This window comes from Bradyrhizobium sp. BR 10289 (assembly GCF_019455385.1).
Classification (GTDB): Bacteria; Pseudomonadota; Alphaproteobacteria; order Rhizobiales; family Xanthobacteraceae; genus Bradyrhizobium.
This window is the reverse complement of the sequence record NZ_JACOFR010000036.1, coordinates 48,305-67,022: the sequence shown is the minus strand read 5'-3', so window position 1 is coordinate 67,022 and position 18,718 is coordinate 48,305. Positions and strand designations below refer to the sequence as shown.

19 protein-coding genes and 1 pseudogene are annotated in these 18,718 nt (G+C 64.6%); 11 read left to right on the top strand and 9 right to left on the bottom strand.

The genetic code is table 11. The features are described from left to right. Positions 1-122, top strand: a pseudogene (locus HYH08_RS37630) (peptidase); the annotation flags it as partial. A 26-nt stretch (positions 123-148) separates the two neighbouring features. After that, entirely contained in the window at positions 149-907 is a 759-nt protein-coding gene (locus HYH08_RS35150; RefSeq protein WP_220014396.1) for an SDR family oxidoreductase, read from the top strand. A gap of 154 nt (positions 908-1,061) precedes the next feature. On the opposite strand, the gene HYH08_RS35145 is transcribed toward HYH08_RS35150, so the two are convergent. Beyond that, a complete protein-coding gene (locus HYH08_RS35145; RefSeq protein ID WP_220014395.1) occupies positions 1,062-2,300 on the bottom strand; it encodes an MFS transporter in 1,239 nt (412 codons plus the stop codon). Between the two features lie 153 nt (positions 2,301-2,453). Here HYH08_RS35145 and HYH08_RS35140 point away from each other — a divergent pair, with 153 nt between their 5' ends. Further along, the gene (locus HYH08_RS35140; protein ID WP_220014394.1) at positions 2,454-3,704 is read left to right on the top strand and encodes a NupC/NupG family nucleoside CNT transporter; all 1,251 of its coding nucleotides are present in this window, start codon (positions 2,454-2,456) and stop codon (positions 3,702-3,704) included. A 122-nt stretch (positions 3,705-3,826) separates the two neighbouring features. Here HYH08_RS35140 and HYH08_RS35135 read toward each other — a convergent pair whose 3' ends face one another. Beyond that, the gene (locus HYH08_RS35135) at positions 3,827-4,879 is read right to left on the bottom strand and encodes a threonine aldolase family protein (RefSeq protein ID WP_220014393.1); all 1,053 of its coding nucleotides are present in this window, start codon (positions 4,877-4,879) and stop codon (positions 3,827-3,829) included. 45 nt (positions 4,880-4,924) lie between these two features. Beyond that, complete coding sequence (locus tag HYH08_RS35130; protein WP_220014392.1) at positions 4,925-5,845, bottom strand: amino acid ABC transporter substrate-binding protein; 921 nt, start codon at positions 5,843-5,845, stop codon at positions 4,925-4,927. Positions 5,846-5,988: 143 nt separating this feature from the next. Here HYH08_RS35130 and HYH08_RS35125 point away from each other — a divergent pair, with 143 nt between their 5' ends. Next, positions 5,989-6,909, top strand: coding sequence for a LysR substrate-binding domain-containing protein (locus tag HYH08_RS35125; RefSeq protein ID WP_220014391.1), 921 nt, complete (start codon positions 5,989-5,991; stop codon positions 6,907-6,909). 20 nt (positions 6,910-6,929) lie between these two features. Here HYH08_RS35125 and HYH08_RS35120 read toward each other — a convergent pair whose 3' ends face one another. The 3 genes from HYH08_RS35120 to HYH08_RS35110 all read right to left on the bottom strand — a co-directional run bounded on the left by HYH08_RS35120 (position 6,930) and on the right by HYH08_RS35110 (position 9,386). Beyond that, positions 6,930-8,144 (bottom strand): rhomboid family intramembrane serine protease, encoded by a 1,215-nt coding sequence (locus HYH08_RS35120; protein WP_220014390.1) that lies wholly within the window; start codon positions 8,142-8,144, stop codon positions 6,930-6,932. A 245-nt stretch (positions 8,145-8,389) separates the two neighbouring features. After that, positions 8,390-8,917 (bottom strand): cupin domain-containing protein, encoded by a 528-nt coding sequence (locus HYH08_RS35115; RefSeq protein WP_220014389.1) that lies wholly within the window; start codon positions 8,915-8,917, stop codon positions 8,390-8,392. A 181-nt stretch (positions 8,918-9,098) separates the two neighbouring features. Continuing rightward, on the bottom strand, positions 9,099-9,386 hold the full coding sequence (locus HYH08_RS35110; RefSeq protein WP_220014388.1) for an usg protein: 288 nt from the start codon (positions 9,384-9,386) through the stop codon (positions 9,099-9,101). A 380-nt stretch (positions 9,387-9,766) separates the two neighbouring features. Between HYH08_RS35110 and HYH08_RS35105 the strand changes: the two genes are divergently transcribed. The 3 genes from HYH08_RS35105 (at position 9,767) to HYH08_RS35095 (ending at position 12,209) form a co-directional block, all read left to right on the top strand. Further along, a complete protein-coding gene (locus tag HYH08_RS35105; protein ID WP_220014387.1) occupies positions 9,767-10,081 on the top strand; it encodes a co-chaperone GroES in 315 nt (104 codons plus the stop codon). 47 nt (positions 10,082-10,128) lie between these two features. Continuing rightward, positions 10,129-11,769: a chaperonin GroEL gene (gene groL / locus HYH08_RS35100; protein ID WP_128965592.1), complete on the top strand. Its 1,641-nt coding sequence runs from the start codon at positions 10,129-10,131 to the stop codon at positions 11,767-11,769. A 152-nt stretch (positions 11,770-11,921) separates the two neighbouring features. Continuing rightward, the gene (locus HYH08_RS35095; RefSeq protein ID WP_220014386.1) at positions 11,922-12,209 is read left to right on the top strand and encodes a GIY-YIG nuclease family protein; all 288 of its coding nucleotides are present in this window, start codon (positions 11,922-11,924) and stop codon (positions 12,207-12,209) included. A 72-nt stretch (positions 12,210-12,281) separates the two neighbouring features. Here the strand turns inward: HYH08_RS35095 and lepB are convergent, their stop codons facing one another. Beyond that, entirely contained in the window at positions 12,282-13,028 is a 747-nt protein-coding gene (lepB, locus tag HYH08_RS35090) for a signal peptidase I (protein ID WP_220014385.1), read from the bottom strand. A 147-nt stretch (positions 13,029-13,175) separates the two neighbouring features. Beyond that, positions 13,176-14,009, bottom strand: coding sequence for a LysR family transcriptional regulator (locus tag HYH08_RS35085; protein ID WP_220014384.1), 834 nt, complete (start codon positions 14,007-14,009; stop codon positions 13,176-13,178). Between the two features lie 128 nt (positions 14,010-14,137). On the opposite strand from HYH08_RS35085, the gene HYH08_RS35080 reads away from it, so the two are divergent. The 3 genes from HYH08_RS35080 (at position 14,138) to HYH08_RS35070 (ending at position 16,282) form a co-directional block, all read left to right on the top strand. Further along, positions 14,138-14,731 (top strand): cysteine hydrolase family protein, encoded by a 594-nt coding sequence (locus HYH08_RS35080; protein ID WP_220014383.1) that lies wholly within the window; start codon positions 14,138-14,140, stop codon positions 14,729-14,731. 12 nt (positions 14,732-14,743) lie between these two features. Next, on the top strand, positions 14,744-15,382 hold the full coding sequence (locus HYH08_RS35075; RefSeq protein WP_220014382.1) for a glutathione binding-like protein: 639 nt from the start codon (positions 14,744-14,746) through the stop codon (positions 15,380-15,382). 75 nt (positions 15,383-15,457) lie between these two features. Then, the gene (locus HYH08_RS35070) at positions 15,458-16,282 is read left to right on the top strand and encodes an SDR family NAD(P)-dependent oxidoreductase (protein WP_220014381.1); all 825 of its coding nucleotides are present in this window, start codon (positions 15,458-15,460) and stop codon (positions 16,280-16,282) included. Positions 16,283-16,346: 64 nt separating this feature from the next. Here the strand turns inward: HYH08_RS35070 and HYH08_RS35065 are convergent, their stop codons facing one another. Further along, positions 16,347-17,420, bottom strand: coding sequence for a DUF2778 domain-containing protein (locus tag HYH08_RS35065; protein ID WP_220014380.1), 1,074 nt, complete (start codon positions 17,418-17,420; stop codon positions 16,347-16,349). A gap of 631 nt (positions 17,421-18,051) precedes the next feature. Here HYH08_RS35065 and HYH08_RS35060 point away from each other — a divergent pair. Then, on the top strand, positions 18,052-18,576 hold the full coding sequence (locus tag HYH08_RS35060) for a FecR domain-containing protein (protein ID WP_220014379.1): 525 nt from the start codon (positions 18,052-18,054) through the stop codon (positions 18,574-18,576). The last annotated feature ends 142 nt before the right edge of the window (positions 18,577-18,718 follow it).

Below are 18,718 nucleotides of genomic sequence, written 5' to 3'. Positions count from 1 at the left end.
GCATCGAGGCGGGCGAGCCCTATTTCCACGATCTGCGCTCGCGCTGGTCGGCGGCCTTGCGCGCCGCGCATCAAAATATCCCGCGCCCGCCCTACAAGAACGACAAAGAAACCAAAACCTGACAGCTGAAGAGAAAAGGCAGGAAACGATGAGTGAAGCAAACAAGATCGCCGTGGTGACGGGCGCCGGCACCGGTGTGGGCCGCGCCGCGTCGCTGGCGCTGATGAACACCGGCTTCACCGTGGTGCTGGTCGGCCGCCGGATGGAGATGCTCGAGGAGACCGCCAAGCTCGGCGTCGCGGGAAAAAGCCTCTGCGTCACCGCCGACATGACCAAGCCGGACCAGATCGCCGCGCTGTTCGACAAGGTGAAGGCGACCTATGGCCGGCTCGACGTGCTGTTCAACAATGCCGGCATGGGCGCGCCCGCCGTCCCATTCGAGGACCTCAGCCTCGAGCAGTGGCAGGCGGTGGTGAACACCAACCTCACCGGCCCGTTCCTGTGCACCCAGCACGCCTTCCGCATCATGAAGGACCAAAACCCGCGCGGCGGTCGCATCATCAACAACGGCTCGATCTCGGCGCATGCGCCGCGGCCGTTCTCGGCGGCGTACACCTCGACCAAGCATGCCATCACCGGCCTGACCAAGGCCAGTAATCTCGACGGCCGCATGTATGACATCGCGGTCGGCCAGGTCGACATCGGCAATGCTGCGACCCCGATGACCGATCGCATGGTCAACGGCCCCGGCGTGCTGCAGCCCGACGGCACCACCAAGCACGAGCCGCGCATGGATGCCAAGGCGGTCGGCGATGCCGTCGCCTACATGGCCGGCCTGCCGCTCGATGCCAACGTGCTGACCATGACGGTGATGGCGACCAAGATGCCGTTCGTCGGGCGGGGGTAGTTGCCGCTCTCGTGCCCCGGACGCAGCGCGGCATGCAATGACGCGCTGCTGAGCCGGGGCCCATCTCTCAACGACGTCACTGTGGCGACGTGGGTCCCGGCTCGGCGGCGCACCGCTTGCGCGCTGCGCCGCGTCCGGGACACGAGACCTTCTCCTACTCCAGGCTCTCCACCCGCCGCAGAGATGGGAAAAGCTTCATCCACAATAACGCCACCGCCACCGTGCAGACACCGCCGAACACGGCGGCTGGCATCGCGCCGAGCAGCGCGGCTGCGACGCCGCTCTCGAACTGGCCGAGCTGGTTGGAGGCGTTGATGAAGAGGAAGTTCACCGCGCCGACGCGGCCGCGCATCTCGTCAGGGGTCGCCAGTTGCACCAGCGAGAAGCGGATCACGACGCTGATCGTGTCGGCTGCGCCCAAGATCGCCAGCGACAGCACCGACAGCCACATCCAGGACGACAGCGCGAACACAACCGTGGCGAGGCCGAACACGATCACCGCCTGGAACATGCGCAGGCCCACATGCCTGGAGATGGCGTGGCGCGCCAGCACCATGGTCATCAGCAACGCGCCGACGGCGGGCGCGGCGCGCAGCACACCTAACCCAACCGGGCCGGTCTGGAGGATATCGCGGGCATAGATCGGCAGGAGCGCGGTGACGCCGCCGAACAGCACGGCGAACAGATCGAGCGAGATGGTGCCGAGGATCGCCGGATTGCTGCGGATGAAGCGGACGCCGGCAAAGATGTTGTCCTCGTCCGTCCCCTCCTTGGCGATGGCCTGCGGCCGCGGGCGGATGAAGCCGGTCAGGATCATGCCAACAATCCAGAACAGCAGCATCACGGCATAGGCGAGATGCGGCGCAATCGCGTAGGCGAAGCCGCCGAGCGCGGGACCGGTGATGGTCGCGACCTGCCCGGCCCCGCTCGCAACGGCCGTGGCGCGCTGGAGCGATCCCTGCGGCGCGATCGCCGGCAGCAACGCCGCGGTGGTCGGGCTCTCGAAGGCGCCGGCAATGCCGAGCACGAAGGTCGCGATGAAGATCTGGACCTCGCTGACCGCTCCCAGATAAGTGATGACGCCGAGATAGAGCGCGGTCGCGGCTTCGACGAGCTGGCAGAGCTGGACCACGCGCTTGCGCTCGAAACGGTCGGCGGCGTGGCCGGCGACGAACACCAGCAGCGCGGTCGGCAGGAACTGGACCAGGCCGACCATGCCGAGGTCGAAGGCCGAGGCGGTGAGATCGTAGATCTGCCAGCCGATTGCGACCGCTGCGATCTGGCTGGAGAAACGCGACAGGCTGCGCGAGAGCACGAAGAGCAGGAAGGCGCGGTGGGTGAGGAGTTCGCTCGCCGTCACCGGCGGGTTCACGGCTATCGGCTGCTCTGGCATTGCCCGCTGGGTCACCCCTGACACGTCGCTCCTGTGGATGCGCCTCGCGTGGCTGACGCCGACCCTCTTGTCAACAGCGGGACGGACCTCAAGCCTTGCGGCATTGCATTTGCAGTGCTGGCGCGGCCATAATCAACGGGCTTTGGGGACATCATGCTGCGCTTGCAATCGGCACTCGGCATTTTCGCATTGCTGCTGATCGCCTTCGCGTTGGCAGAGAATCGGCGCGCAGTCTCGCTTCGGCAGGCGGCGATCGGCCTCGTCGTGACCTTCGTCACCGCGATCGTGCTGTTGAAGGTGCCCGTCGTCGCCCGCGCCTTCGGCGCCATCAACGACGCCGTCGGCGCGATATCGGCGGCCTCGCGGGCCGGCTCGTCCTTCGTGTTCGGCTATGTCGGCGGCGGCGCCCTGCCCTTCGAGCTGAAGGTGCCGGGCGCCGATTTCATTCTGGCGTTCCAGGCGCTGCCGATCGTGCTGGTCATGAGCGTGCTGACGACGCTGCTGTTCTACTGGCGCGTGCTGCCGCCTGTCGTCCGCGGCATGGCCTGGCTGCTGGAGCGCACACTCGGGGTCGGCGGTGCGGTCGGGCTCTCGACCGCCGCCAACATCTTCCTCGGCATGGTCGAGGCACCGCTGTTCGTGCGCCCCTATCTTTCGCAGATGTCCCGCAGTGAACTGTTTCTGGTGATGACCGGAGGCATGGCCGGCATCGCCGGCAGCGTGCTGGTGCTCTATGCGACGCTGCTTGCGCCTCTCATCCCTGACGCCGCCGCGCATTTCGTCATTGCCTCCGTGCTGGGTGCACCGGCCGCGATCCTGGTCAGCCTGATCATGGTGCCCGAGACGAGCGACAAGCGCACCGGCGGCGCGCTGGAGGACCCGGAGATGGAAGTGTCCAGCACGATGGACGCGATCGTGAAAGGCACGAGCGCGGGGATCGAGCTTCTCATCAACATCGTCGCGATGCTGCTGGTGCTGGTGGCGCTTGTCTATCTCGTCAATGCAATCCTCGGCCTATTGCCTGATATCGGCGGCGCCGCGATCTCGCTGCAGCGCCTGCTCGGCCTGGTGATGGCACCGGTGTGCTGGCTGATGGGATTGCCGTGGGATCAGGCGGTGACGGCCGGCAGCCTGATGGGCACCAAGACCGTGCTGAACGAGCTGATCGCCTATGTCGAGTTCTCGAAGCTGCCGCCCGGGACGCTCGATCCGCGGTCGCGCCTGATCATGCTCTACGCGATGTGCGGCTTCGCCAATTTCGCCAGCCTCGGCATCATGATCGGCGGCCTCGGCGTCATGGCGCCGGAGCGGCGCGAGGAGATCAATGCGCTCGGGCTGAAGTCGATCGTGTCGGGGACGCTGACGACTTGCCTGATGGGAGCGGTGGTGGGGGTGTTGAGCTGAGGTACCGTAGCCCGGATGGAGCGCAGCGCAATCCGGGACGACCACCTCCACGGAGAGACTTTCCCGGATTTCGCTGCGCTCCATCCGGGCTACGAACTCTCCGATTTACATTGGCGGATTCTCTAAGCCAAAGCCGCAGCCGCCGTGCGAAATGCCGCAACGGCGCGATCGATCGCCGCATCGTCGATATGGCGGTGGGTCACGCAGCGCAATCGCTGCTTGCCCCAGGGTCTTGCCTTCACGCCCGCCTGCTCCAGCGCCGCAGACCAAGCGGCCGCGTCACGCCCGGAGCGAGAGACATCGACCTGCAGGATATTCGTCTGCGGGATCGTCGCGCTGAGCTTTGGATGCATCTTGTTCAATGCATCACTGAGGGCGCGCGCCCGCCGGTGATCCTCCGCCAGACGCTGACCCATGACCTGAACGGCCTCGAGGCCGGCTGCGGCGAGGATGCCGATCTGCCGCTGCGAACCTCCCAGCATGCGGCGAAACCTGCGGCTGTTGTCGATCACGGCGCGCGGCCCGGCGAGCACGGCGCCGGCCGGCGCGCTCAGGCCCTTGGACAGACACAGGGCGACGGTGTCACAATGCTTCGCGACCTGATCCGGCGCCACGCCAAGGGCCGTCGCGGCGTTGAAGATCCGCGCTCCGTCGAGATGCACCGGCACGCCCCGGGATGCGGCCATGGCGTGCACAGCCTGCATGTGCTCCAGCGGCAGCACGGCGCCGCTGGCATTGTTGTGGGAGGTTTCCATCGCGACAAGGGCGGTCCTGAGCTTGAGTCCCTCGCCCTGCAGGGCGTCCTCGAGCACATTCAGGTCCATCGCGCCGGCGTTGCCTGCGACAGGAAGGTGGAACAGCCCCGTAAACGTCGCCGCGCCTCGTTCGGACACATACATATGCGCCGTCGACTCCAGCACCACCTGCTCGCTGCGCTCCGACTGCGCGAGCGTCGCCAGCAGATTGGCCATGGTGCAGCTCGGCACGAACAGGCCGGCTTCCTTGCCCAGCGCCGCAGCCGCGACGGCCTCCAGCTCCCGCGCCGTGGGATCGCCGTCCAGCCCGTCATCGCCCAGCGGCGCCGAGGCCATGCGGGCATACATCGCCTCGGTCGGTTTGGTGACCGTATCGCTGCGCAGGTCGATGGGCGGCAACTCGACGGCCGCCGCATTCATTTCATCTCGATGTATCATGACGGACTTCCTCGAGCGCCTTGCGCATTATTCGTAGACCGCCGGGTCGCCGGAATCGGTCGGGTTCGCCAGCGCCCGCTTGAGGGCGGCGCTCATCGGAAATTTCAGATTGAGGCCGTGCGGCGGGATCGGTGAATTGAAATATTTGTCGTAGAGCGCCGCAATCCGCCCGCTCTTCATCAGGTCAATCACGGCGTCGTCGACCACCTTCTTGAAGGCAGGATCATCCTTGGGCTCGACGATGCCGTAAGGCGCGGTCTCGAGGCCCTTGCTGCCGATGACGAAATCATCCGGCGTCCTGGACGTGGCAACCGTGGCATAGGCGAGACCGTCATCGTTGGCTGTGCCGGCCACCCGGCCGGTCGACAGCATCAGGAAGGTCTCGGCAGTGTCCTTGCCCGGCACGACCGTGATACCGAGATTGTTCTTGGCATTGATCAGCGTAATCACCTTGAACGTCTGACCGCCGGCCTGGGCGGCGATGGCCTTGCCGCGAAACGAATTCGGGTCGTTGACATCGACCCCGCCATCCTTCCGCGCGACGAGAACGACCTGCGCAACAAAAGTGGTCGGCGCAAAGGCGACCAGCTTATGCCGCTCGACATTATTGGTCGTGTTGCCGCATTCGAGATCGATGGTGCCGTTGGCCAGCAGCTGAATGCGTGTGGCCGAGGTTATGGGGGCGTAACGAACTTCGAGCTTGGGGAGCTTGAGAGCCGCCTTGATCGACTGCACCACCTGTTCGCAGATTTCCACGGTGTAGCCGATCGGCTTCTGGTCGGCGTCGAGATAGGCAAAGGGCACCGAGGTCTCGGGATAACCCAAGGTGATCGCGCCGGTCTCACGGATCTTGTCCAGCCTGCCCGTCCCCTCCGCCATGGCCAGGTTCGAAAGAAGACATGCAGCGGCGGTCGCCGTGGCCAATGCCTTGATGATCGTCGCTTTCATGTCGTCCCCCTCTCGTCGCGAATGCCCGCCCGCGGCGTCAGCCACGGGACAGCTTCCCGCCAACGGCTTCATGCTCTGGACTATCGTCTAAAAGCCCGATCTGATGGAAATTCCAGTTTCACACTCGCCTATACGGATTTGATATGGCCGCCAGACGCATGGGCCTGAAGCACGTGGAAGCTTTTCGGGCCGTGTTCCAGACGGGATCGATGACGCAGGCTGCCCAGCGCATGCACACCTCGCAGCCCCAGATCAGCCGGCTGATCGGACAGTTGGAAGCAATCACGCAACTCCCGCTGTTCGACCGCAGCGGCGGCCGCCTCCGCCCGACCGTGGACGGATCGCGCTTCTTCCAGGAGGTCGAGAAGACTTTCATCGGCCTCGCCGGCCTCGAGGCCAGCGCAGCCAGCATCCGCTCCTTCGGCATGGGGCGGCTCAGCGTCGCGGCGATGCCGCGCCTGGCCGGCGGTCTGCTGACGCACATCGCGGCGCGCTTCAAGATCGACTATCCGCACGTGATGATCTCGATCCGATCCGGCACGGCAAGCGCCGTGCACGATTGGGTCAGCTCCGGGCTTTGCGACACCGGGCTCGCCATGCTCTACGGCGAGGTTGCGGGCGTGACGATCGAGCCCGTGCTCAAGACGAAATGCGTCGCGATCCTGCCGAAGGGGCATCGCCTTGCGCAAAAGAAAACGCTGCGTCCGGCCGATTTTGCCGACGAGGCGTTCATCTCCTTCGCCACGGGGAGCCCGCTCCACGATCGCATCGATACGATCTTCGCGCAGGCAGGTGTCACGCGACGCATCGTCGCGGAGACGGATCTCGGCGCATCGGTCTGTGCGCTGGTCGCGGCCGGCCTCGGCATCAGCATCATCAACCCGGTTGCCGCGCACGACGAAAGCGCGGGCGCGGCTTTGGTCACACGGCCCTTCAGCCCTGCCGTCCCCGTGACGATCGCACTGCTCTACCCGCCTTATGCCGCGCGCAGCCGCCTGATCGATGCCTTCAGCGACTATGCGCGCAAGATCATGAGTGAGGAATTGGGCTATCTTGGGCGGTAGTCAGTCGATGCCGGATGATCTCAAGTGCACAATTTCTGCTTCTGCAGGATGCGACGCACCTCGGCCATCTTGGCACGGCACGGCTCGGCCGCCATGGCCTTGGCCTCGCTGGTTCGTCCCTGCGCCAGCAGCAACACCGCCATCAGGCTCTGCGCGCCGGCGCGCACCGGCCCGCCCGCGACATCCGAGGCCGCGAGCGACATGGCGGTTCGCGCTTCCGTCTCGGCGGCATTGAAGCTCGCTTTGTCCAAATAGGCGATCGCACGGAACAGATGAGCCCGCGGGTCTTTTGGATAGCGCGTGACGAGATCGAGCGACCGGCTGGCCATCTCCTCGGCATTCGCCGGCGCTTCCGACGCGCGGATGTACTGCACGGCATCGGCCATGTAGGACGAGTAGTGCATGGCGGCAAAGCCGGCACAGACCAGGGATGCCGCCAATCCCGCGAGCAACGTCATGCCGGCGCTCCGCGGCAGGCTCTCATAGGACCAGAACGCCAGCCACGGCGTGATGGCAAGCGCGGCGCCGGCCACCGCACCGCCTGCATGGGCATAATAGTTGACATTGCCGGAGGCGCCGAAGGCCAGCGGCAGCAGCGCGGGAACGCCGAAGAAGAGCGAGGTCTTCAGCCGCGAGATCGTTTGAGCGGCGTCCGCCTCCGGCTCGAAGCTCGCAACGAACAGCGCGGCGATGAGCCCGGTGATGGCGCCGGACGCACCGACGCCGACCGCGACGGCGGGACCATTGCCGAGCAGCGAGCCGGCTTCGCCGGCGATGGCGCTGGCGACGAAGATCAGCGAAAACCAGCCACGGCCGATCAGGCTCTCCAGCCTGACGCCGACGATGAACAGCGCGACGCAGTTGCCGATGAGGTGCCACTGGCTGCCATGCAGAAGCGGTGCAAGGCCGATCCGCCACCACTCTCCCCGTCCGACAACCAGATCGTACCCGGACGCGCCCTGAGCGATCAGCGAGCGGATATCGAGCGAGCCGTCCTTGGCAATGTCGATGGTCAGGCTGCGTTGCAGCGCATAGACCAGCAGCAGAACGAAAATCAGGCCAATGGTGAGGAAAGGGATATCGGAGAGCAGCTTGTTGTCGCGAAACAGCGGCTCCTCATCGGAGAGGGGCCGGGGAACGATCGGCGCGGCGGGTGGTGGAAGCGAGACAGGTTGAAACGAGCCACGCGGGGGCGACACCACGACGCCGCGTCGGCCAAATGTGTTGGTCGCCATGAAAGCATCTCCCGCATTTTTACAGCCTTGAGTTGATGCGAGAGGTATTTTCGAGTTGTTACCGCCGGCGCGGAGAGGCGCGGGAACCTTGCGACTAGTAACGGTCCGGTTTCCCGGATTGCGTGCCTTTTAGCGAATGTGCCGGGGGACGCTCACGATATGTTTGATGGAGTCGGCGGTCTCTCGCTCGTCATTGCGAGCGCAGCAAAGGACTCCTCGCAATGACGGCGGAGGGAGTCGAACGCTTACGCCTTCAACTCCACAGTCTTGAACTCCGCCGGCAGGATTACTTCCAGCAGTTCGACGTCGTCCGAATAATCCAGGATCATGTGCTTGATCTTCGGCGGCTGGGTCCAGGCGCTGCCTTCCTCCATCAGGGTCTCGCCCTGGCCGTCCATGTAGGTCTTCACCCAGCCCTTGAGGACGTAGACCATCTGGAAGTCGACGTCGTGGAAGTGCAGTTTTGACACTTCATTTGGATCGCAGGGGCCTTGCAAGCGGATGACGTGGGCCTGTGCCAAGCCGTGCGAAGCTTCGGCAATGCCGAGGTCCCGATATTTGGCGTAGGCGCGCAGGCCGTCGGCCTTGAAATCTTCCTCGCGGTGATGGCTGATGGCGATGCGCTGCTTCGGGCGGGCGGGCTTTTTCGGGGCGGCCGTGCGCGCTTTCGTCTTCACCGCCTTGCGGGCCGTGGATCGCGCCGCGGCCTTGGCGCCGCTCCGCTTCTTGATCGCGGCTTGCGATGCACTGCGCGATTTTGTTTTCTTGGCCATGGAAAGCCTCCCCTGTTGTTATGGGTGGAGGCTAGCACAGAACGAGATGTCGTAGGGTGAGCAAAGCGGAGCGTGCCCACGTTCTGAGTGTGATTGGAGAGAGATGGTGGGCACGGCGCGCCAAGAGCGCGCCTTTGCCCACCCTACAAGACCGGTGCCGACTGCAAGAGCGGCGCTCGTGTCAATTCAGCCGGAACACGCCGTCGACGGCGCGGAGTTCGGCGGGCTTGATCAGCTTGGAATGCGCGACCGTCACCGAATGCAGCGGGCCGTCGAGCTTCTCCTGCCAGAACGCCAGGAAATCCTTGAGCGCCGGAAATTTCGGGAACATGTCGTAGTTCTGCCAGACGTAAGTCTGCAGCAGCGCCGGGTGGTCCGGCATCCGGTAGAGAATTTGGGCTGTCGTCAGCCCGTAGCCCAACATCTGTTTCCGGAAATCCTCGGAAACGCCCCCAACGCGCAGTCCCATGCCAAGCCTCCTTTGCAGGAGCGCATTCAGGGGGTGGCTTTGACGGGTACGCGAGCTTACGAGCCACCCGACACGATGCGCTCACATGAGAGAAATGTGACGCAAACTGATAATCCATCTCAAGCCCAAAAGTTTAACAAGCTGTTGAAATTCAATGCGTTAGCAGCAGATGCCAGCCCGTGCTAATACGGTCCGGCGGGCCGGTTAACGATGGGATGGAATTCTGGCAATCGGCGCTTTCGAGTGCTGATTTTTTTGCTACAAACCCTTGCTCCCGGAAAAATCCTGGCTTATTTCAGCTGCGCCTGCACTGGCACTCGCGGGCAACGACTGCTAACAATCTGAAATCATCAACCCGAGCAATTGCTTAGGAGGACTGCATGAATTTCCGTCCGCTTCACGACCGCGTCGTGGTCAAGCGCATCGACGCAGAAGAGAAGACCGCCGGCGGCATCATCATTCCCGACACTGCCAAGGAAAAGCCCTCGCAGGGTGAAGTCGTCGCCGTGGGTCCCGGTGGCCGCGACGAGGCTGGCAAGCTGATCCCGATCGACCTGAAGGTTGGCGATCGCGTCCTGTTCGGCAAGTGGTCCGGCACCGAGGTCAAGATCGACGGCGTCGATCTCCTGATCATGAAGGAAAGCGACATCATGGGCGTCCTCGACGTCCCCGCTTCCAAGAAGAAGGCGGCCTAACAGCCCCTCTTCCCCTCCAGTCATAACTCATCCAAGGAAAAATCCAGATGGCAGCCAAAGAAGTCAAATTCTCGGTTGAAGCGCGCGACAAGATGCTGCGCGGCGTCGACGTTCTCGCCAACGCGGTGAAGGTCACGCTCGGTCCGAAGGGCCGTAACGTCGTGCTCGACAAGTCGTTCGGCGCTCCCCGCATCACCAAGGACGGCGTCACCGTCGCCAAGGAGATCGAGCTCGACGACAAGTTCGAGAACATGGGCGCGCAGATGGTGCGCGAAGTCGCCTCGAAGTCGGCAGACGCTGCCGGCGACGGCACCACCACCGCCACCGTGCTCGCCCAGGCGATCGTGAAGGAAGGCGCCAAGTCGGTTGCCGCCGGCATGAACCCGATGGACCTCAAGCGCGGTATCGACCTCGCGGTCGAGGCCGTGGTTGCGGACCTGCAGAAGAACTCCAAGAAGGTCACCTCGAACGACGAGATCGCCCAGGTCGGCACCATCTCGGCGAACGGCGACCAGGAGATCGGCAAGTTCCTCTCCGACGCCATGAAGAAGGTCGGCAACGAGGGTGTCATCACCGTCGAGGAAGCCAAGTCGCTCGAGACCGAGCTCGACGTCGTCGAGGGCATGCAGTTCGACCGCGGCTACATCTCGCCCTACTTCGTCACCAACGCCGACAAGATGCGCGTTGAGATGGACGACGCCTACATCCTCATCAACGAGAAGAAGCTCTCCTCGCTGAACGAGCTGCTGCCGCTGCTCGAGGCCGTGGTGCAGACCGGCAAGCCGCTGGTCATCGTCGCGGAAGACGTCGAAGGCGAAGCGCTCGCGACCCTGGTCGTGAACCGTCTGCGCGGCGGCCTGAAGGTCGCGGCCGTCAAGGCTCCGGGCTTCGGCGATCGCCGCAAGGCCATGCTGCAGGACATCGCGATCCTGACCGGCGGCCAGGCGATCTCGGAAGATCTCGGCATCAAGCTCGAGAACGTCACGCTCAACATGCTCGGTCGCGCCAAGAAGGTGATGATCGACAAGGAGAACACCACGATCGTCAACGGCGCCGGCAAGAAGGCCGACATCGAGGCGCGCGTGGCCCAGATCAAGGCGCAGATCGAGGAGACCACCTCGGACTACGACCGTGAGAAGCTCCAGGAGCGTCTGGCCAAGCTCGCGGGTGGCGTCGCGGTGATCCGCGTCGGCGGCGCGACCGAGGTCGAGGTGAAGGAGCGCAAGGATCGCGTTGATGACGCGATGCATGCGACCCGCGCGGCAGTCGAGGAAGGCATCGTCCCGGGCGGCGGCGTCGCCCTGCTCCGTGCCTCCGAGCAGCTCAAGGGCCTGCGCACCAAGAACGACGACCAGAAGACCGGCGTCGAGATCGTGCGCAAGGCGCTGTCGGCTCCCGCTCGCCAGATCGCGATCAACGCCGGTGAAGACGGCTCGGTGATCGTCGGCAAGATCCTGGAGAACAAGACCTACAATTACGGCTTCGACTCCCAGACCGGCGAATATGCCGACCTCGTCAAGAAGGGCATCATCGACCCGACCAAGGTGGTCCGTACCGCGATCCAGAACGCTGCCTCGGTTGCCGCGCTGCTGATCACCACGGAAGCCATGGTCGCCGAGCTGCCCAAGAAGGGCGGCGCCGGTCCGGCGATGCCCCCGGGCGGCGGCATGGGCGGCATGGACTTCTGATCCGGCCGTTCTGGCAAACGACGAAATGCGAAACCCCGGCAGCGATGCCGGGGTTTTTGTTTGAGGGCGATACACTCTATGGTAGCATTATTCTTCCGTCATTCCGGGGCGGCGCAAAGCGCCGAGCCCGGAATCCATTTCACCACTTGCTCATGGCCTATTACGTCTACCTCCTCGCCAGCAAGAAGTACGGCACGCTCTATCTGGGCGTGACGAACAACATCGTTCGCCGCACGTACGAACATAAGAGCAAAGTGATCGCTGGGTTCAGTAAACGATACTCTGTCAGCCGGTTGGTGTGGTTCGAGATCTACGACGATCCCGTCACTGCGATCACACGCGAGAAAGAGCTGAAGAAGTGGCGGAGGGAATGGAAAATCCGGCTCATTGAGGAGAAGAATCCTCAATGGATTGATCTGTATCCACAAATTGCGGTCTGACCTCGCGGATAAATGGATTCCGGGCTCGACGCTCCGCGTCGCCCCGGAATGACGAGTGGAGGCAGCCTGTCCTCACCACACCTTCCCCATCCGCTCGCCGCGCAGCCGGCCGTTGTCGTCGAGGGACCAGAAGATCCGCGTCACCTTGCCGACGAGATTGTCCATGGGGATGTAGCCCATCTGCGCCGGAAAGCGGCTGTCGGTCGAGTTGTCGCGGTTGTCGCCGAGCACGAAGAAATGGCCCGGCGGCACGGTGTAGACGCTGGTATCGTCCATGTAGCCGTTGTCGGCGCAGTCATAGGTGACGTAGCTCGCGCCGTTCGGCAGCGTCTCGCGCCAGCGCTTGATCTTCGTGGCGGCGTCGGTGCTGCAGGCGGCCCCGCCGGCCACCGCCGCAAGCGCTGCGCGGGTCACCGGCCTGTCATTGAGGATGAGCTGGCCGTTCCGCATCTGGACCTTGTCGCCGGGCAGCGCCACCACACGCTTGACGTAGTCCACCGAGGTATCTTTCGGCGTCCGGAAGACGACGACGTCGCCGTAATCCGGATCGGCGGCGAAGATGCGGCCCGAAAACCAGGACGGCGCGAACGGCAGCGAATAGCGGTCGTAGCCATAGGCAAACTTCGCGGCAAAGACATAGTCGCCAACCATCAACGTCGGCGCCATCGAATTCGAGGGGATGTTGAAGGGCTGATACAGGAAGAAGCGAAACAGGAAGGGCGGCGACCACAGCACCGGCACTAGCAGGATCAGGACGAGGATCGCCTTCCATTCGCGCGATTGCGCCGAGGGACGGATGGTCTGCTCGAAAGTGGTCATTGGCTGCCCTGATCAAGCTCGTGATGGTCGCCGTGAGATTACGCAACCTTTGCGCGCGTGCAATCCCCTCTCATGGGTTTGGTCGCGTGGGCGCGCGCAGGCGTTCACCAGGCCTTTCGCGACGGAGCATCGCGCCCTCCACCAGCCTCACGCGCGCGCCATCTGCTGGAAACACGCCCTCACCCAGTCGATGGTCACGCGCGTTGCGGCGTCGCGCTTGAGGTGGTTTTGCACGAGCAGCCAGGCATCGCGCCGTTTCGGCAGCAGCGTGGCGCGCAGGCGGCGATCGGCTAGCAGGTCCGCGCAAAGATATTCCGGCAACACGCCGGCGGCCTGATGCGCGCGGATCAGGCTGCGGATGACGCGAACGTTGTCGGTGACGCAGCGCGTCCGGGCTTTCCTGGTGCGCAGGAATTGCATCTCCGGAATGGCGCCGAGTTCGTCCGGATAGACGCACAGCATCGGCTCGCCCTCGGTTGTGGCGGGCTCGAAATAGTACAGCTTGATATCGCCGAGCCTGGAGATCGCGAAGTCGCCCTTGTCGGGCTTGCGCAGGCGGATGGCGAGATCGGCCTCCCAGCGCGAGAATTTGACGTTCTCGCTCGAGGTGAGGAATTGCAGTGTCAGGCCGGGATTGGCGCGCAGGAAATCGCTCGCGCGCGGCGACAACACCTCTTCTGCGACCGTGTTGGTGGAGGCGATGCGCAGGCGCCCCACCGGACCTTCCAGGCTGTCGCCCACGCGGCCGATCTCGGCGGCATGCGCGGCCATCGCCTCGACATGCGCCAGCACCGCCTCGCATTGCCGCGTCGGCCTGCGAACGCCGTCGGCGGCCTCGAACAGGCGCACGCCGAGCGCACGCTCGATGCGCGACAGCCTGCGGCCGACCGTGGTCTCGTCAATGCGCAGCCGCGCACTGGCGCCGGCGTAAGTGCCCTCGTCCCTGACGGCGGCAATGATGCGCAGATCGTCCCAGTTCATGCGGCGAGGTTAGACCGGCCCGACGCTGCCTGCAATCTTGCAGCCACCCGCTGCAACATCCCTGCATATCGGCAGGCGTTCGCGGCGCTATGTTCGTCATGCCTTTTGCCCCGGAGAATCCCAGGACCATGACGACCGCCAAGACCCTGCTGCAGCTCGCCGGTGCCGATCTCAACCCGCCGCGTCTTGGCGAGGCCGCACTGGTGCTGATCGACATCCAGAACGAATATCTCGCAGGTCCCCTCGCCCTGCCCGACGCCCGCCCCGCGATCGCGCGGGCGGCCGTGCTGCTGGCGCGGGCCCGCGAGAGCGGCGCTGCGATCATCCATATCGCCCATCGCGGCAAGGCCGGCAGCCTGTTCGATCGCAGCACTGAGCGCGGTGCCATCGTCACGGAGCTCGAGCCCCGTGCCGGCGAGCTCGTGATCGAGAAGGAGTTGCCGAATGCGTTTGCCGGCACCGACCTCAAGGCGCGGCTTGACGCGACCGACCGCAAGAACATCGTGCTGGCCGGCTTCATGACGCATATGTGCGTCTCTTCCACCGCGCGGGCCGCGCTCGATCTCGGCTTTCGCACCACTGTTGACGCCGATGCCTGTGCCACGCGCGACCTTCCCGACGGGCGCGGCGGCACGCTGGATGCGCGGACCATCCACGAGGTTGCACTCGCCGAGCTGTCCGACCGTTTCGCCATCATCGCGCGCGGGGATGCGCTCAAGTAACGGAGAGGTGCGATGCTGCAGCTCTATTTTTCGCCGATGGCCTGCTCGCTTGCGAGCCGCATCGCACTGATGGAAGCAGGGCTCGACGCGCGCTACCATCTGGTGCATCTGCGGACCAAGCAGGTGGTGGACGACGACAGCGACTTTCACCAGATTTCGCCGAAAGCTGCGGTGCCGGTCCTGGTGCTGGAGAACGGCGAGCGGCTGACGGAGAGCGCGGCGGTGCTGCAATATATCGCCGATCTGAAACCGGACGCCGGCCTCGCGCCGCGGCCGGGCGATCCCGATCGCTACCGCCTGCAGGAATGGCTGAGCTTTGTCGGCTCCGAGATCCACAAGGCGTTCCTGTTCCCGACCTTCTGGTACAAGGACGACGCATCGCTCGCCAAGCCGCGCGCGCGGATCGGCCGAACGCTGTCGGTCCCTGCAGCGCATCTGGCGGACCGCAAATTCCTCGTCGGGGACAGCTTCACCGTTGCGGATGCGCATCTCACCTGGGCCTTGCTGCTGCTCGGTGCCGCGGGCGTCGACATCGCGCAATGGCCCTCGCTGGCGGCCTATCTCCAACGCATGCAGGCGCGGCCGATGGTGCGCGACGCAGTTGCCACCGAAATGGCATTGCGAAGGACGATGGCGACCAGCCCGGCGTGACAGGTCGCTGGTACAAGCAGCGGCGATTAGGCTAGATCTTGCGACCGACTGACGTTTCACAACGGGACCAAGATCATGACATCGCATGACGGGACGAAGATTCTGACAGGCCAGGTGGCGCTGGTGACCGGCGCAGGCCGCGGGCTCGGCCGCGCCTTCGCGGAGAAGCTCGCCGCACTCGGCGCAGATGTCGCCATCCACGGCATGCGCGAGAACGGGCCGGCGGAATATGGCGAGGGCACCACTCTCACCGCTGTCGCCGCCGAGATCGGCCGGCAATTCGGTGTCCGCACCCGGCGCGTGCTCGGCGACCTCACCAGGGGCGAGGACATCGCGCGCGTGATCGCGGAGACGGAAAGCTCGCTTGGCCCGATCGACATCCTCGTGCACAATGCCGGCGGAGACATCGCGGCCGCAGGCGGCAAGCCCGATCCGAACGATGCGGTCCATATCAAGGAAGCCGACGTGCGCGCGGTGCTGGAGCGCAATCTGCTCTCGACGATCCTGACCTGCCAGGCGGTCGCGAAGGGCATGATGGAGCGGCGGCGCGGACGCATCGTCACGCTCGGCTCGGTCGCCGCGTTCAAGGGACGCACCCAGGGCTCGATCTATGCGGTGTCGAAAGCCGGCGTCACGCACTACACGCGATGCCTCGCCGACCAGCTCCGCGAATACGACATCGCCGTCAACTGCATCGCGCCGGGCGATACGCGCACCGGCCGCTTCCTCGGCACGCGCGCGGTAGATGCGAAGCGGATGGTCGAGACCGGGACGCTCGACCGCATCGCGACCGTCGACGAGGTCGCGCGCGTCGTCGAGTTCTTCGCAGGCCCCACGGGCGCCTTCGTCTCAGGCCAGGTGCTGCGGATCGATGGCGGCGGACAGTGCTGGCCGGGCTGAAGCGAGCACAAAAAGAAAGGGCCGCTGCGAGCGGCCCTTTGCATTGTCTTGAACGAGCTTCAGATCACTCGACCCGCGCCAGCACCGCGAGCTTGCGGATGCCCTTGTTGCGGTAGGCGTCGAGGAATGCGTAGTAATCCCTGAACGACACGCAGCCGTTGGAATCGCCGTTCGGCCCGAGCATGAAGGTGTGGGCGAGCAGACCATCGCGGCCGTAGATCGCGCTCTCGCCGCCGATCGGGGTGAGGCGCAGCGCCGGCACGCCGTGGAACAGCGCCTCGCGCGGCTTCAGTGTGTAGATGTGCGGCGGCGTCACGCCGCGCATGCGGGTGCGCTGCGAACGCGGATCGTCGAGATTGGAGCCGAGGCCGGAATGCGCCTCGAGCTTGGTGCCATCGGGCAGGTAAACCGTCTTGGCGGTGATGTCGTAGACGGCAGTGTCGCGCTCATAGGGCGGCGCGCCGCCGAACATCGGGTTCTGCTCCTTCGGCGCGATCGCCGAGGTCACACTGGCATCGGCGGAAGCATAGGCGAGCAGGCCGCCGGAGGGCTCACGCTTGCCCCAGAGCTTTTCGACCATCGACTGACGCGGACCGGTGATCGACATCACCGCGGCCTTGGCGCGGTCGGCAAACGACTTCGGCTTCGCCTCGGGCGCCGGCACGATCGCGGCCGGGTCGGCCGAAGCCAGCTGCATCTGCGCATCCGGGGCGCGCTTGGCCTTGTCGGCAGCCTTTTCAGCAATCTTGGCCGGAGCCGCGGGCTTCAAGGCTTCGGCGACCTTCGCGATCACGTTCTGCTTCGGGGCCACGGCAGCAACCTGGGGTGCCGGCGCGGCGCTCGCCGCATTCGACTCAACACCCTGCGTGGCCGCCGCGGCAAAGCGCTCGTTGAACATCTCGCGGGAGATCGGGGCTGCGACCTGCAAGCGGTCGGGCAGCAGCGCAAAGGTGTCCCGGATCGCCTCGCCCGCCTCGCGCAGCGCAACCTTCGGCGCGCGCTTGATCACGGGCTCGTCATAGCCGGCGCTGCCGACGGTCGGGAAGGCGCTGGCGGCGAAGATGTTGTTGTAGATGGTCCAGCCGGCAAGCAGGACACAGCCGACCACGGCCGCGCCAAGCACGTTTTGGGTGGTCATTTTCCGGGAAGGCTTCCGATGTGAATTCTTGCCAGGATTTTTGGACTTACGTGCCGCGTTACTCTGCGCAGCGATACTCGTACTCATTCGCCTTGCGTCCAGGACGGTGTCACTCAGTCCCCCTTCGAAGTGCCGCTGGTCACGTTCCGGAACCAGCATTTCGCAGAGGGTCGGAGCGTCATTAAGGCGACTTTTAGTTAAATGCGGATTAAGTTCTGGCGGATCTAGGGCAACTCGTTAACGCTGTCTCATTCTGAGAAAAAACCCGCAGAACTACGGACTTAGACGCGTCTGTTAACCATAATTCTCGGCTGGATAGACGTGGTCAGCGGGCGCCTTCCGGCCACTCCTCTAAACGCACCAACCGAGTCCTTTTCGTGGTCGCCAATACCCGGACGATACCGGGGAAGCGTTGCGCGAGGCTGGCGCGCTCGACGCCTTACCTCTCCCGGCTCGCGGAGAGAGGGAGAAAGTGAGCGGCCGCCTGACTGAAAGTTGATCGCGTCCGACTGGAAAAGACCGCAGTGAGGAAATAGCTCCGACAGCGGCACTTTTCAGCAGCCTCTGCGTGTGATACGGTACCGTATCAACATTGCCTTTAACTGTGCCGAGCACGCAAATGGAGGCTGGCATGAGAGGTTTTTGGCGCGCCGGGTTTTTCGCTCTGGCGTGGTCGTTTCTGTTGATCGGGACTGCAAGCGCACAGCCTGCGGCCAACGCGGGCTGCACGGCATCGCCATCGGCCGCGGGCACGCAACTCTGGCGCTGCGACAACGGCATCACCATCGTTGCCGAAAACGGCGCCAGATTTGAACTTAAGGACGCCAACCGCGACGGACATATAGACTCCGTGGAGTTGAGCAGCAAAGCGCTGCTGGTCGAGGTGCCCAAGAAACCCGGCGGCAATCCCTTCAAGGTGCTGACGCCGCAGGCGATCGCCGCGGTGCGCGGCACCAAATGGGCCGTCGATGTCAGCGATGCCAAGACCGCCGTCTTCGTCGCCGACGGCCGTGTCGGCGTGACCCGCAGGACTCGTGGACGCGGGGTCGTTCTGGGCCGCGGCGAAGGCGTCGATGTCGAGGCAACCGGTCCGCTGACCGTCAAGACCTGGGGCCAGGCGCGCGTCGATGCGCTGATGGCGAGGCTTGGCCAATGAGGCTGGGTCAGCAGCGCCTCAGTCGATAAGGCTCGGTCGATAAGGCTCGGTCGATAAGACATGGCCAATAAGGTTTGGCCAACACGGCCTGGACAATCAATTAAGGCCCGCGCAGCAAGGCCCGGGCGACAAGAAGATTGCA

Coding starts and splice junctions, on each gene's coding strand:
- HYH08_RS35095 (WP_220014386.1), top strand. CDS start 11,922: ATGGCCTATTACGTCTACCTCCTCGCCAGCAAGAAGTACGGCACGCTC.
- HYH08_RS35120 (WP_220014390.1), bottom strand. CDS start 8,144: ATGGCGACCAACACATTTGGCCGACGCGGCGTCGTGGTGTCGCCCCCG.
- HYH08_RS35115 (WP_220014389.1), bottom strand. CDS start 8,917: ATGGCCAAGAAAACAAAATCGCGCAGTGCATCGCAAGCCGCGATCAAG.
- HYH08_RS35070 (WP_220014381.1), top strand. CDS start 15,458: ATGACATCGCATGACGGGACGAAGATTCTGACAGGCCAGGTGGCGCTG.
- HYH08_RS35135 (WP_220014393.1), bottom strand. CDS start 4,879: ATGAATGCGGCGGCCGTCGAGTTGCCGCCCATCGACCTGCGCAGCGAT.
- HYH08_RS35085 (WP_220014384.1), bottom strand. CDS start 14,009: ATGAACTGGGACGATCTGCGCATCATTGCCGCCGTCAGGGACGAGGGC.
- groL (WP_128965592.1), top strand. CDS start 10,129: ATGGCAGCCAAAGAAGTCAAATTCTCGGTTGAAGCGCGCGACAAGATG.
- HYH08_RS35110 (WP_220014388.1), bottom strand. CDS start 9,386: ATGGGACTGCGCGTTGGGGGCGTTTCCGAGGATTTCCGGAAACAGATG.
- HYH08_RS35130 (WP_220014392.1), bottom strand. CDS start 5,845: ATGAAAGCGACGATCATCAAGGCATTGGCCACGGCGACCGCCGCTGCA.
- HYH08_RS35075 (WP_220014382.1), top strand. CDS start 14,744: ATGCTGCAGCTCTATTTTTCGCCGATGGCCTGCTCGCTTGCGAGCCGC.
- lepB (WP_220014385.1), bottom strand. CDS start 13,028: ATGACCACTTTCGAGCAGACCATCCGTCCCTCGGCGCAATCGCGCGAA.
- HYH08_RS35080 (WP_220014383.1), top strand. CDS start 14,138: ATGACGACCGCCAAGACCCTGCTGCAGCTCGCCGGTGCCGATCTCAAC.
- HYH08_RS35140 (WP_220014394.1), top strand. CDS start 2,454: ATGCTGCGCTTGCAATCGGCACTCGGCATTTTCGCATTGCTGCTGATC.
- HYH08_RS35065 (WP_220014380.1), bottom strand. CDS start 17,420: ATGACCACCCAAAACGTGCTTGGCGCGGCCGTGGTCGGCTGTGTCCTG.
- HYH08_RS35060 (WP_220014379.1), top strand. CDS start 18,052: ATGAGAGGTTTTTGGCGCGCCGGGTTTTTCGCTCTGGCGTGGTCGTTT.
- HYH08_RS35150 (WP_220014396.1), top strand. CDS start 149: ATGAGTGAAGCAAACAAGATCGCCGTGGTGACGGGCGCCGGCACCGGT.
- HYH08_RS35145 (WP_220014395.1), bottom strand. CDS start 2,300: ATGCCAGAGCAGCCGATAGCCGTGAACCCGCCGGTGACGGCGAGCGAA.
- HYH08_RS35105 (WP_220014387.1), top strand. CDS start 9,767: ATGAATTTCCGTCCGCTTCACGACCGCGTCGTGGTCAAGCGCATCGAC.
- HYH08_RS35125 (WP_220014391.1), top strand. CDS start 5,989: ATGGCCGCCAGACGCATGGGCCTGAAGCACGTGGAAGCTTTTCGGGCC.